The sequence below is a fragment of the Magnetospirillum sp. UT-4 genome (genome assembly GCF_902729435.1).
GTDB lineage: Bacteria > Pseudomonadota > Alphaproteobacteria > Rhodospirillales > Magnetospirillaceae > Magnetospirillum.
Map to the genome: position 1 here is coordinate 58,843 of NZ_CACVCG010000090.1, position 13,230 is coordinate 72,072.

A 13,230-nucleotide genomic window follows, 5' to 3' on the forward strand; every position below is an offset into this window, starting at 1 on the left:
GGCGGCATCGTGTACCATTCCAACTACCTCAATTTCGCCGAGCGGGCGCGCACCGAGATGGTGCGCACCCTCGGCATCCGGCAATCCGATCTGGCCGCGGGCGGCAAGGGGCACGCCTTCGCCGTCCGGCATATGGGGGTGGACTTCCTGAAGCCCGCCCGCCTGGACGATCTGCTGGAGGTCGAGACGGCGGTGGTGGAGGTCGGGGGGGCCTCCATGGAACTGGCCCAGATCATCAGCCGACTTGACGACGGCGCCGTTTTGGTGCGTCTCCAGGTGCGGCTGGCGTATATCAGCCTGGCGGACGGGAAGCCTGCGCGCATTCCGCCCGGGCTGAAGGCTCCGATGCAGGCCCCGATGCAGGCAAAAGTGAACGAGACGAACGAAAGGCTTTAGTGTCATGGACTCTGTGCAAGCGGTGCAACTGGCGGGCTCGGTGGCCGAACACGACCTGTCGATGTGGGCCCTGTTCCTGCGGGCGGACATCATCGTCAAGGCGGTGATGGTGTCCCTGATCCTGGCCTCGTTCTGGTGCTGGGCGATCATCTTCGACAAGCTGATGCGCCTGCGTTCGCTGTGGCAGCGGGCCGAGCAGTTCGAGGAAAGCTTCTGGTCCGGCGGCTCGCTGGAAGAGCTTTACGACCGCATCGGCGCCCGCCCGCTCGATCCCATGTCGGCCATCTTCGTCGCCGCCATGCGCGAATGGCGGCGCTCGGCGGCCAAGGGCCTGTCGGACCGCGAGGCGACCCGGGTCAGCCTGCCGCAGCGCATCGACCGGGTGATGCACGTCACCCTGGGTCGCGAGATGGACATTCTGGAACGGAACCTGGGCGTTCTCGCCTCGGTCGGCTCGACGGCGCCGTTCATCGGCCTGTTCGGCACCGTCTGGGGCATCATGAACTCGTTCCAGTCCATCGCCGCCACCAAGAACACCAGCCTGGCGGTGGTCGCCCCGGGCATCGCCGAGGCGCTGTTCGCCACCGCTCTCGGGCTGGTCGCCGCCATTCCGGCGGTGATCGCCTACAACAAGGTCTCCAACGATCTCGACCGCTACGCCAAGCGGCTCGAGAACTTCTCGGGCGAGTTCGGCGCCATCCTGTCGCGCCAGCTCGAGGAGAAGGTCTGATGGGAGCCTCCGTCGGCCCGCGCAAGGGGACGGGGCGCCAGCGCCATCGGCCGGTGGCCGAGATCAACGTCACCCCCATGGTCGACGTCATGCTGGTGCTGCTGGTCATCTTCATGGTGACGGCGCCGCTGCTCACCGCCGGCGTCCAGGTCGATCTGCCCAAGACCGAGGCGGCGCCCATCAAGGGCGACGACCAGCCGCTGTCGGTGACCGTCGACGCCCATGGCGAGATCTGGATCCAGGAGACCAAGGTCACCCTCGACGAGCTGGTGCCGAAACTGCAGGCCATCACCGCCCAGAAGCCCGAGACCCGCATCTTCGTCCGCGGCGACAAGTCCATCGATTACGGCCGGGTGATGGAGGTGATGGGCACCCTGGGCGGCGCCGGCATCGCCAAGGTGGCGCTGGTCACCGAGATGAAGCAGGGCGAGACCAAGCCCGTCGCCGGCAAGGGGGCGCGCTAGCGCATCATCATGGAAATGCGGCGCGAAAGCTTCGTCTTCTCGGCAATCCTGCACCTCGTCGTGGCCCTGGTCGCGCTGTTCGGGCTGCCGCAATTCTTCCGCGATCCGCCGCCGGTCGAGACCCCCATCGTGGTCGATCTGGTGCCCATCGGCGCCAAGACCAACCCGCCGCCCAAGCAGGCCGAGGAGGTCCAGCCCGAGCCCGCCAAGCCCGAGCCCAAGCCCGAGCCGCCCAAGCCGGAACCGCCGCCACCACCCAAGCCGCCCGAGCCGACGCCGCCGCCGCCGCCCAAGCCGGAGCCGGCCCCGACGCCGAAACCCGAGCCCAAGCCTGAACCCAAGCCGGAACCCAAGCCGGAACCGAAGCCCGAGCCCAAGCCCAGCGCCGACCAGCTGCTCAAGGACCTGAAGCCGCCGCCGAAGCCCAAGCCGGCCGACGACGTGGATTCGCTGCTCAAGTCCATCGACAAGAGTAAGCCGAAGACCAATCCGCTGGACGATCTGCTGAAGACCGCCGAGAAGTCCAAGCCGGCGACCCAGGACCAGGGCACCAACCCGAAACCGCAGAGCGTCAAGGGGTCGAACCAGCACAACCCGCTGGAGCCGGTCTCGATGACCGAGATGGACCGCATCCGCGCCCATGTGGAGAAGTGCTGGACGCCCCCGGCCGGCGCCAAGGACGCCGACAAGATGGCCGTCGCCATCCGGGTGTTCGTGCTGCCCGATGGTGGCGTCGTCGATGCCCAGATCGTCGACAAGCCCATGTTCGCCGATTCGTTCTGGCAGGCGGCCGCCGACAGCGCGCGGCGCGCGGTGCGGACCTGCAGCCCGCTTCCCATTCCGGCGGACAAGTACGATTCACTGAAGAATGGCGGCCTGGTGCTGAATTTCGACCTCAGCAAGGCGATGAAGGGGCGATGATCGGCAAGACCGCGCTGATGGCGGCCGGGCTGCTCGGCCTCTTCGCCCTGCCGGCCTTGGGCCAGACCGGGATCGACCGCCTGCAGCTCTATCTCAGCCGGTGCTGGACGCCGCCGTCCAGTTCCCCCAAGACCGAATCCATCGAGGTACGGATCTTCACCGACCGCCAGGGCAACGTCCTCGACGCGGCGCCCAACCCGCCCCCCGGCGCCGATTCGGTGGTCCGCGCCCTGGGCAACGCCGCCGCCAATGCGGTGAGGAAATGCAGCCCGCTGCCCATGTCCCCGGAGTTGGCCGAGCAGGTCTCCGGCGGGCGCCTGGTGTTCCGCTTCGATCCCCGCCCGCTCCACCTTCGGGGGCAGTGAGAGCGCCCGGCACCCGGACACCAAACCATGCCTTGCCCTTGCCCCAATCGTCGTGTTTCCTTGCCGCCAATTGCTCGCCGACCGACAGGGTATGCCTCATGCTGATCCGACTTCGCGCTCTTGCCGCCACGCTGGCCTTCGCTTTCCTTGCCGCCGCCGCGCCGGCGCCGGCGGCCGCCGAAGTGCGCATCGACATCACCCGCGGCCACATGAAGCCGCTGCCCATCGCCGTCCCCGAATTCTTCGGCGCCGGGCCGCAGGAAGGCCAGCTGGGCCGCGACATCGCCCGCGTGGTGGCGGCCGACCTCGAGCGCTCGGGCCTGTTCAAGCCCATCGACAACCGCGCCTTCATCCAGAGCGTGGCGGCGCTGCAGGCCGGACCGCGCTTCCCCGACTGGAAGCAGATCAACGCCGAGGCGCTGGTCCAGGGCAAGGCCGAGATGGGGCCGGACGGCCGCATGCGGGTCGAGTTCCGGCTGTGGGACGTGTTCTCCGAGCAGCAGATGGCGGGGCAGGTCTTCACCGCGTCGCCGGCCGGCTGGCGCCGCGTCGCCCACCTGATCGCCGATGCCGTCTACAAGCGCATCACCGGCGAGGACGGCTATTTCGACACCCAGATCGTCTACATCTCCGAGACCGGGCCGAAGAACGACCGCAGGAAGCGCCTGGCGATCATGGACCAGGACGGCGAGAACCACCGCTTTCTCACCGATGGCGCCGACCTGGTGCTGACCCCGCGCTTCTCGCCGACCGCGCGCGAGATCACCTACATGTCGTATTTCCGCGGCACGCCGCGGGTCTACGTGCTCAACATCGACACCGCGCGGCGCGAGCTGCTGGGCGACTTCCCCGGCATGACCTTCGCGCCCCGGTTCTCGCCCGACGGCAACAGCGTGGTCATGAGCCTGGCCCAGGACGGCAATACCGAGCTCTATACCCTCAACCTGCTGAACCGGCAGAAGCGCCGCCTGACCAACCATCCGGCCATCGACACCTCGCCCAGCTATTCGCCCGACGGCGCGCGGATCGTCTTCAATTCCGACCGCGGCGGCGCCCAGCAGCTTTACGTCATGGACAGCAGCGGCGCCGGCGTGCAGCGCATCAGCTTCGGCGACGGCCGCTATGCGACTCCGGTATGGAGCCCGCGCGGCGACCTCATAGCATTCACCAAGATGAAGGGCGGCGAATTCTTCATCGGCGTGATGCGTCCCGACGGCTCCGACGAGCGCCTGCTGGCCCAGGGATTCCTCGTGGAAGGCCCGACCTGGGCGCCCAACGGCCGCGTGCTGGCGTTCTGGAAGGAAGGCCCGTCGGACGAACGCGGCCGGGGCATGACCGCCAAGCTCTATACCATCGACTTGACCGGTTTCAATGAACGTCAGGTGGTCACTCCTCTGGATGGCTCCGATCCTGCGTGGTCCCCCTTGATTCCCTAGAACCATCTTAGTATAGTCCGCGCCGAACAGGATTTTTTCCGATGGCAGGGGCATGGTTTGCCGCTGCCGTCGGAAAGTCGTATCGGTTGGTCATGTGAAAGATCGCGCCGGCCGTGAGTTCCCAAGGTTCAAATCCTCTTTCCTATCCCTGAGTTCCATTGAGGGGGAGTCCTCAAATATGAAACTGCGTTTCCTGAGCATCTTCGCCGCCGCCGCCCTGCTCGCGGCCTGTGAGTCGGCCCCCGAAGCCACCGGTGCCAAGGCCGGTGCCGGCGCCGCTCCGCCCGTCGCTGCCAAGCCCAGCATCGTTCCGGGCTCGGAGCAGGACTTCATCGCCAATGTCGGCGACCGCGTCTTCTTCGACTATGACAAGTCGGCGCTGCGCACCGACGCCAAGGCCACCCTGGACAAGCAGGTCGCCTGGCTGAAGAAGTACCCGACCTACAAGATGACCATCGAGGGTCACGCCGACGAGCGCGGCACCCGTGAGTACAACCTCGCCCTGGGCGAGCGTCGTGCCAATTCGGTCAAGGAGTACATGGTCGGTGCCGGCCTTCCCAAGGACCGTATCAAGACCATCTCCTACGGCAAGGAGCGTCCGGTCGCCCTCGGCTCGAACGAGGCCGCCTGGTCGCAGAACCGCCGTGGCGTGACCGTGCTGAGCAAGTAAGCTTCAGCCGTTCATCGACATGATGATGGGGCGCCCGCCCTTCCGAAGGTCCCACGACCCTCGGAATCGGCGGGCGCCTTATTTTTGCCGGTAAGCTCTTCCAAGGTGGTCCCGCCAATCCGGGACCCCTTCCCGTGTCCGACGAGGTCAATGCCGTGCGACGCATCCTGATCCCTTCCGTCCTGGCGACGCTCCTTGCCGCCGCCTCGCCTGCCTTTGTCCAGCCCGCCTTCGCCCAGTACGACTCCAACCGCGCCCTGTTCGACCGCATCGAGCGCCTCGAGCGCGATCTCCAGATGATGCAGGCGCAGTCGGCCCGCGGCGGCATGGTCATCACCTCGCCGTCGGCGGGTGGCGCGGTGGCGCCGCGCGCCGCCGACACGGCACCGCTGCCGAGCGGCATGGCCGCCCGCCTGGACGACCGCGTCGACCAGCTCGAGGAATTGGTGCGCCAGCTGACCGGCAAGCTGGAGGAGGCCAACTTCAAGGCCAACCAGGCGGTCAAGCAGATGGAACGGCTGCAGGCCGACATCGACCTGCGCTTCAAGGACCTGCAGGCGGCCCAGCCGGGTGGCGCCCAGCTCGCCATGCCGGCCACCGGAGCCACCACCCCGTCCAAGGGCGCCGAGACCCCCGGCGGCGCGCCCGGGCCGCAGACCCTGGGCACCATGCCCGAGAAGGACATGAAGAAGCTGCTGCCAACGGCCCAACCTGCCCCCGCCGTGGCGGCGCCCAAGACCCCGCAGGGCGTCTACGACGAGGCCTACGCCGCCGCCCAGCGCGGCGACTTCGCCTCGGCCGAGCGCGGCTTCCAGGAGTTCCTCGACAAGAGCCCCAAGCACGAGCTGGCCGGCAATGCCAGCTACTGGCTGGGCGACATCGCCTTCAACCGCAAGGATTACGGCGCCGCCGCCGGCACCTTCCTCGAGGCCTACAAGAAGTATCCCAAGCACGGCAAGGCGCCGGACATGATCTACAAGGCCGGCTCCGCCTTCGGCCTGATGGGGAAGAAGAAGGAGGCCTGCACCGCCTTCACCATCCTCTACCAGGACCACCCCAACATGCCCGACCGGGTCAAGCGCGCCGCCGCCGCGGAACGGCAGAAGTACGACTGCAAGTAGGCCGGTGTCCGCGCCGCTGACCTTGGCCGGCTTCGCCGCCCTGATGGCGCCGCTGGGGCCGTTCGGGGCGGCGCCGCGCCTGGGCGTCGCGGTCTCGGGCGGGGCCGACAGCATGGCCCTGGCGCTGCTCGCCGATGCCTGGGCGCGCCAGCGCGGAGGGGCGGTGCTGGCGCTTACCGTCGATCACCAGCTGCGGCCCGAGTCCACCGCCGAGGCGGCCCGCGTCGGGGCCTGGATGGCGGCCCGCGGCATCGCCCATCGCATCCTTCCCTGGACCGGGACCAAGCCCGAATCCGATCTGCAGGCGGCGGCCCGCGCCGCCCGCTACGGCCTGCTGGACGAGGCCTGCCGCCAGGCCGGCATCCTGCACTGCCTGCTCGCCCATCACCGCGAGGACCAGGCCGAGACCCTGCTGCTGCGCCTTGCCCGCGGGTCCGGCGTCGATGGGCTGGCGGCCATGGCGCCGGTGCGTGCCGGCCGCCACGTGGTCTGGTTGCGTCCGCTGCTGTCGGTGCCGCGGGCCGGTCTGGCGGCGAGCCTGCGGGCAACCGGGCAGGACTGGGTCGAGGACCCCTCCAACGCCGATCCCGCCTATGCCAGGGTGCGCCTGCGCGCGCTCGGCCCGGTTCTCGCCGCCGAGGGTCTGACTCCCGCCCGTCTCGCCGCCACCGCCGGGCGGCTCGCCCGTGCCCGCGCCACGCTCGATGCCGCCGTGGCGCGGGCGGTTCTCGATTTCGTCGCGGTGCATCCGGCCGGGTATGCGGTGCTGGCGGCGGGGGCATTCGGCCGGCTGGACGACGAAATCGGATTGCGGCTGCTGGCGCGGCTGCTCCAGGCCATGGGCGGCGACGCCTATGCGCCCCGCCTGGAGCGGCTGGAGGGCCTTCACGCCGCGCTGAAGGGCGGCCTGTCCGGCGCGCGCACCCTGGGTGGCTGCCGGCTGGCGCCGCTGGACGGGGGGCGGGTCCTGGTCTGCCGCGAGGCCGCCCGCATGGCCCCGCCGGTGGCGTTGGCGCCGGGGCAAGAGGCAGCCTGGGACGGCCGCTTCCGCCTCCGGCTGGCGGACCATGCCCCGGCCGGGCTGCGCCTGGGGGCGCTGGGCAGCCAGGGCTGGCGCCGGCTGCGGGCTGCTGGGTTTCGGGGGGGCGGGGCGCGGGGGCTGGCGGTCCTGCCCGCCGCCGTGCGTCCGACTTTGCCGGCCATCCATGACGGAGATGCTATTCTCGCCGTGCCCCACCTCGGCTATAACCGGGATGGCGGCGGCCTGCCGGTCCTGTCCTGGATCGAGGCTGCCACCCCCCGCCCATTGACGGTGGCCGGCGGTTGCCCCGGCGGTTGCCTTGTGTAGCGCCGTCACGGCATTATCTGTAGGAAACCCATTCGCTGCGACCGGCCCTGCCGGGGAATGACGCGGCTCGCCGAAGAAGGAAAGGCCTCACCTTGAACTTCAGCAAGAACCTGGCGCTGTGGATCATCATCGCGCTGCTGCTGGTGATGCTCTTCAACCTGTTCCAGACCTCCTCGCCGCAGCGCGGGCTGGGGCAGACCGCCTTCTCCGATTTCATCGGCGAGGTCGAGAAGGGCCAGGTGTCCGACGTCACCATCCAGGGCTACACGGTGACCGGCCATTACGCCGACGGCCGCCCGTTCTCCACCTACCTGCCGCCCGAGGCCAACGTGGTTCCCAAGCTGCGCGAGGCCGGGGTGCGGGTGACGGCGGTGCCGCCGGCCGACGACCAGCCGACCCTGTGGGGAGTGCTGGTGTCGTGGTTCCCCATGCTGCTGCTGATCGGCGTGTGGATCTTCTTCATGCGCCAGATGCAGTCGGGCGGCGGCAAGGCCATGGGCTTCGGCAAGAGCCGCGCCCGCCTGCTGACCGAGAAGACCGGCCGCGTCACCTTCGAGGACGTCGCCGGCATCGACGAGGCCAAGCAGGAGCTCGAGGAGATCGTCGAGTTCCTCAAGGACCCGCAGAAGTTCCAGCGCCTGGGCGGCAAGATCCCCAAGGGCTGCCTGCTGGTCGGCCCGCCCGGCACCGGCAAGACCTTGCTGGCCCGCGCCATCGCCGGCGAAGCCAACGTGCCCTTCTTCACCATCTCGGGCTCCGACTTCGTCGAGATGTTCGTCGGCGTCGGCGCGTCCCGCGTCCGCGACATGTTCGAGCAGGGCAAGAAGAACGCCCCCTGCATCATCTTCATCGACGAGATCGACGCGGTCGGCCGCCATCGCGGCGCCGGCCTGGGCGGCGGCAACGACGAGCGCGAGCAGACCCTGAACCAGCTGCTGGTCGAGATGGACGGCTTCGAATCCAACGAGGGCGTCATCCTCATCGCCGCCACCAACCGGCCCGACGTGCTCGACCCGGCGCTGCTGCGCCCCGGCCGCTTCGACCGCCAGGTGGTGGTGCCCAACCCCGACATCATGGGCCGCGAGAAGATCCTCAAGGTCCACATGCGCAAGGTGCCCCTGGCCCCCGACGTGGAACCCAAGATCATCGCCCGCGGCACCCCCGGCTTCTCGGGCGCCGACCTCGCCAACCTGGTCAACGAGGCGGCGCTGCTGGCCGCCCGCGCCGGCAAGCGGGTGGTCACCATGTTCGAGTTCGAGAACGCCAAGGACAAGGTGATGATGGGGGCCGAGCGGCGCTCCATGGTGATGACCGAGGCCGAGAAGGAGGCCACCGCCTACCACGAGGCCGGCCACGCCGTGGTCAACCTGCACATGCCCCATTCCGATCCGCTGCACAAGGTGACCATCATCCCGCGCGGCCGCGCCCTGGGCGTCACCATGTCGCTGCCGGAGCGGGACCGTCTCAGCTATTCCAAGAAGTTCTTCGAGGCCCGCATGGCGGTGTGCTTCGGCGGCCGCGTCGCCGAGCAGCTCATCTACGGCGAGGACCACCTGAATTCGGGCGCCTCCAACGACATCATGCAGGCCACCCAGATGGCCCGCAAGATGGTCACCGAGTTCGGCTTCTCCGACAAGCTGGGGCCGCTGCGCTACAACGAGAACCAGGAGGAGGTGTTCCTGGGCCACTCGGTGACGCAGCACAAGAACATGTCCGACGCCACCGCCAGCCTGATCGACGCCGAGGTCCGCCGCTTCGTCGAGGCCGGCGAGGCCAAGGCGCGCGAGATCCTGACCACCCATCGCGACGAGCTGGAAGCCATCGCCAAGGGACTGCTGGAATACGAGACCCTGTCGCGCGAGGACATCGAGGGCCTGCTGCGGGGCGAGCCGGTGGTGCGCGACGACGGCTATTCCAGCCGCCCCAAGGACCCGCCGCGGCGCTCCTCGGTGCCGACCTCGGGCCCCGCCGCCGGCAAGGAACAGCCGGGCGGCTTCGGCCCCGGGCCGGAACCGCAGCCGGGGCAGTAGGACCTCCCCCTGCTTATTTCCCCTCCCCTTGAGGGGGAGGGGTAGGGGAGGGGTGGAGTCGCACACGGCTCCGCCGACGCGGTTCACCCCCCACCCCAGCCCTCCCCCGCAAGGGGGGAGGGGGACTTGATGCAGATGCCTTCCACCCCCTCCGCCTTCCGCCGCTCGCCGGCGCTGCCCCAGGGCCGCGCCGCCGATGGCATCTTTCTTCTTCCCACCGGCATGGTCTCGGGCGAGGCGGCGGCGGCCGCCATCATCGGCGGCCATGGCTGGCCCATCGCCGACGGGCCGCTGGCCTTCACCTCGGCCGGCATCGTCTGGCGCGAGGGCGGCACCGCCTGGATCGCCCATGCTCCCTATGGCGAGATGGTGGAGTGGAGCGAGCGCGAGGGCGAGGACATGGCCCGCCATGTCGGCCGGCTGGTGCGCCGCATCGGCGCCGCCCGCGCCCCCTGGGGCGGGGTGGGGCTGGACCGCCCGCGGCTGATGGGCATCGTCAACGTCACCCCCGACAGCTTCTCGGACGGCGGCGAGGCGCTGGCGGTGGAGGATGCGGTGGCGCGCGGTCTGGCCATGGCGGCGGCGGGGGCGGACATCATCGACGTCGGCGGCGAATCCACCCGCCCCGGCGCCGCCCCGGTGCCGGTCGCCGAGGAACTGGCCCGGGTGCTGCCGGTGGTCGGTGCCCTGGCGGACAAGGGAATCGCCGTCTCCATCGACACCCGTCATGCCGAGGTGATGGGTGCGGCGGTGGCGGCGGGGGCGCGCATCATCAACGACGTCGGCGCCCTGCGCGGCGCCGGCGCGCTGGAGGCGGCGGCGGCCTCGGGCGCCGCCATCTGCCTGATGCACATGCAGGGCGAGCCGCGCACCATGCAGGCCGCCCCCGGTTACGCCTGCGCACCGCTGGAGGTCTACCAATTCCTCGCCGGGCGGGTGGCGGCGTGCGAGGCCGCCGGCATCGGCCGCGACCGCATCGCCGTCGATCCCGGCATCGGCTTCGGCAAGACCGCTACCCACAATGCCCAGGCGCTGGCCACCCTGGCGCTGCTGCACGGCCTGGGCTGCGCCGTGCTGCTGGGCGCCAGCCGCAAGAGCTTCGTCGCCCATCTCAGCCGGGGCGAGGGGCCGAGGGAGCGCCTGCCCGGCACCCTCGCCGCCCACCTCGCCGGCCTCGATGCCGGAGCGCAGGTCCTGCGCGTCCACGACGTGGCGGAAACCGCCCAGGCGGTGGCGGTGTGGCGGGGGATGCGGGCGGCGGGCTGAGCCCACTGGCCTGATCCCGCCGGGCGCGCTAAGGTCGTTGCAGGGATTAGGGAGGACTCGCCGCTGACGCTGCCGCGCATCTTCGTATCGGTCGCCTGCTACCGCGACACCGAATGCCCGCCGACCCTGGCCGACATGGTCGCCAAGGCCGCCCATCCGGAGCGGGTGGTCGCCGGAATCCTGTGGCAGGTGGTGCCCGACGAGGACGAGGATTGCGTCGCCGTTCCCGCCGGCCTCAAAGCCAACATCCGCGGCATCCGGGTCCACGCCAACGAGAGCCAGGGGGCCTGCTGGGCGCGCCACCGCATCCAGGCCGAGCTGTTCGACGGCGAGGATTATTTCCTCCAGATCGACAGCCATTCCCGCTTCGCCCCCGGCTGGGACGACATGCTGATCGCCATGCTGGGGCGCTGCCCGTCGCCGCGCCCGGTGCTGTCCACCTATCCGGTCGGCTATGTTCCGCCCGACACCTTGCGCGATCCCTTCATCCCGGTGCTGGTGGCCAACCGCTTCAACGAGGCCGGCATCCTGCTGCTGAAAAGCCGCGCCATTCCGCTGCAGGTGCGGCCCGAGCGGCCGCTTCCCACCGCCTTCATCGGCGCCAATTGCCTGTTCGGGCCGGGGACCATGGTGGCCGACGTGCCCTACGACCCGCATCTGTATTTCCACGGCGAGGAGATCAGCCTGGCGGTGCGGCTGTGGACCTCGGGCTACGACCTGTTCTCGCCCGACGACATCGCGCTCTATCACGACTACTCGCCCGATCGCGGCCGGCCGCGGCACTGGAGCGACAACCGCGACTGGGGGAGCACCAACCGCCGCTCCTTCGCCCGCGCCCGCCACATCCTGGCCGGCGAGCCGGCGCCGCCCGAGGCGCTGGTGGACATCGACCGCCACGGGCTGGGCTCGGCGCGCAGCCTCGCCGAGTACGAGGCCTTCGCCGACGTGGACTTCGTCCGCCGCAGCTTCGGGCCGCGCGCCGAGGAGGGCAAGTTCCCGCCGGCCGGTCCGCCCTCCGCGCTGGCCCGCACCTTCACCGGCATCTACCGGGGCAACCAGTGGCAGAACTCCGAGACCCGCAGCGGCCCGGGCTCGACCCGTCTGGTCACGCAGGGCATGGCCGGCCGGCTGGCGGCGCTGTGGCAGGAGATGGGCATCCGCACCCTGGTGGATGCCGGCTGCGGCGACCTCAACTGGATGGAGGCGATTTCCGATCGTCTCGACCTGTATCTCGGCGCCGACATCGTCGCGCCGCTGATCGAGCGGAACCGGCAGATGTTCGGCCACCGCGCCAACCACCTGTTCACCGTCGCCGACATCACCCGCGACCGCCTGCCGGCCGCCGACGCCGTGCTGTGCCGCCACGTTCTCACCCACCTCGACGACGCGCTGGTGGGCCAGGCGCTGGACCTGCTGCGGGCCGGCGGCAGCCGCGTCCTGATCGCCACCACCTACGGCAAGGGGGACAATCGCCCGGTGGTCAATGGCGGCTGGCGGCCCCTCGACCTGTCGGCGCCGCTGTTCGGCCTGGGCCCGCCCGATTGCACCATGGTCGATGGCGGCGGACCCGAGGACTGCCGGCTGGGGGTGTGGAGGCTGCGCCCGTGAGGCGTTTTCTCGCCGGCCTGCTGCTCCTGCTGTCCGGCCTGGCGCCCGCCGACGCCGAGACCCTGCGCTATTGCGGCTTCCAGGCGGTCTGCCGGGAGATGGAGGCGTGGAAGGGCGAGCGGGTGACGGTGCTGACACCGCCCGGCCAGACCTATGATGGGGCGGTGATGGGCCGGCTGGTGGCCGATTACGACCGCGCCTGGGCGGCCTATGAGCGCCTGGTCGGCGCCGCGCCGGGCCCGCGCGCCTGCTGCACCATCGACGGCCGCGCCAGCGTCGCCCAGTCGCCCGACGAGGACAGGGTGGCGGCGGCGCGCGGCCATATGGGCGGCCAGGGCATCGAGCTGTACCGCGACCATTTCCCCCGCATCTACCGGGAATTCGCCGCCAGCGGCCGCCACGACCACATCGTCATCCACGAGATGGGGCGGAACTTCTGGCTGTGGCGGCCGCAGCTGGGCGCGGTCAAGGCCTTCGAGGTCGGCTTCGCCGTCGCCAACAAGTTCCTGGTGATGGAGCGGGCCGGCCTGGAGGGGGCGCCGTTCCGCGACATGAGTTTCCGCCAGCTGCGGGCCTCGCTGGACGAGACCTGGGCGCTGTACCGTTCCACTCCCGGCCTGGACTGGAAGGGTGCCCTGCTGGAGAGCCGGCTGCCGCCCCATCCCCGGGGCTGGGGCGCCAACGACCTCGCCGCCGCCCTCTGGTGGCGCACCTTCGAGCGCCTGGGCGAGTCCGGCTACCCCCGCTTCTTCGCCGCCCTGTCGGCCCGGCCCAAGGCCGCGACAGCGGACGAGGCGGTGGCCAATTTCGTGGCGGCCGGGCGGGCGGCCGGGGCCGACCTCTCCGAACTCTTCCTTACCGGACAAGCCCGCTGA

Annotated in this window: 13 protein-coding genes; all 13 read left to right on the top strand. The window is 70.2% G+C overall.

Annotated features, from left to right (window positions below; genetic code table 11):
* Positions 1–9 precede the first annotated feature (9 nt).
* The 13 genes from MTBUT4_RS12710 to MTBUT4_RS12770 all read left to right on the top strand — a co-directional run bounded on the left by MTBUT4_RS12710 (position 10) and on the right by MTBUT4_RS12770 (position 13,230).
* Positions 10–396 carry a YbgC/FadM family acyl-CoA thioesterase gene (locus MTBUT4_RS12710; protein WP_371737885.1) on the top strand — a complete coding sequence of 129 codons (387 nt, stop codon included), beginning with the start codon at positions 10–12 and terminating at the stop codon, positions 394–396.
* Between the two features lie 4 nt (positions 397–400).
* Positions 401–1,126: a protein TolQ gene (gene tolQ / locus MTBUT4_RS12715; RefSeq protein WP_173980061.1), complete on the top strand. Its 726-nt coding sequence runs from the start codon at positions 401–403 to the stop codon at positions 1,124–1,126.
* Positions 1,126–1,590 (top strand): protein TolR, encoded by a 465-nt coding sequence (tolR, locus tag MTBUT4_RS12720; protein ID WP_173980062.1) that lies wholly within the window; start codon positions 1,126–1,128, stop codon positions 1,588–1,590. Before tolQ ends, tolR begins: the two co-directional genes overlap by 1 nt.
* A 9-nt stretch (positions 1,591–1,599) precedes the next feature.
* Positions 1,600–2,511 (top strand): energy transducer TonB, encoded by a 912-nt coding sequence (locus MTBUT4_RS12725; RefSeq protein WP_173980063.1) that lies wholly within the window; start codon positions 1,600–1,602, stop codon positions 2,509–2,511.
* Entirely contained in the window at positions 2,508–2,876 is a 369-nt protein-coding gene (locus MTBUT4_RS12730; protein ID WP_173980064.1) for a cell envelope integrity protein TolA, read from the top strand. The genes MTBUT4_RS12725 and MTBUT4_RS12730 overlap by 4 nt, the downstream gene beginning before the upstream one ends.
* Before the next feature lie 98 nt (positions 2,877–2,974).
* On the top strand, positions 2,975–4,312 hold the full coding sequence (tolB, locus tag MTBUT4_RS12735) for a Tol-Pal system beta propeller repeat protein TolB (protein ID WP_173980065.1): 1,338 nt from the start codon (positions 2,975–2,977) through the stop codon (positions 4,310–4,312).
* A 178-nt stretch (positions 4,313–4,490) separates the two neighbouring features.
* Positions 4,491–4,982, top strand: a complete 492-nt coding sequence (pal, locus tag MTBUT4_RS12740; protein ID WP_173980066.1) for a peptidoglycan-associated lipoprotein Pal — start codon at positions 4,491–4,493, stop codon at positions 4,980–4,982.
* A 134-nt stretch (positions 4,983–5,116) separates the two neighbouring features.
* Positions 5,117–6,103, top strand: coding sequence for a tol-pal system protein YbgF (ybgF, locus tag MTBUT4_RS12745; protein ID WP_173980067.1), 987 nt, complete (start codon positions 5,117–5,119; stop codon positions 6,101–6,103).
* Between the two features lie 4 nt (positions 6,104–6,107).
* Complete coding sequence (tilS, locus tag MTBUT4_RS19825) at positions 6,108–7,451, top strand: tRNA lysidine(34) synthetase TilS (protein WP_305792115.1); 1,344 nt, start codon at positions 6,108–6,110, stop codon at positions 7,449–7,451.
* A gap of 92 nt (positions 7,452–7,543) precedes the next feature.
* Positions 7,544–9,481, top strand: coding sequence for an ATP-dependent zinc metalloprotease FtsH (gene ftsH, locus MTBUT4_RS12755; RefSeq protein ID WP_173980068.1), 1,938 nt, complete (start codon positions 7,544–7,546; stop codon positions 9,479–9,481).
* Between the two features lie 129 nt (positions 9,482–9,610).
* Positions 9,611–10,747, top strand: a complete 1,137-nt coding sequence (gene folP, locus MTBUT4_RS12760; protein ID WP_254434852.1) for a dihydropteroate synthase — start codon at positions 9,611–9,613, stop codon at positions 10,745–10,747.
* 78 nt (positions 10,748–10,825) lie between these two features.
* On the top strand, positions 10,826–12,355 hold the full coding sequence (locus MTBUT4_RS19315) for a GlcNAc-transferase family protein (protein ID WP_305792116.1): 1,530 nt from the start codon (positions 10,826–10,828) through the stop codon (positions 12,353–12,355).
* A complete protein-coding gene (locus MTBUT4_RS12770; RefSeq protein ID WP_173980069.1) occupies positions 12,352–13,230 on the top strand; it encodes a hypothetical protein in 879 nt (292 codons plus the stop codon). Before MTBUT4_RS19315 ends, MTBUT4_RS12770 begins: the two co-directional genes overlap by 4 nt.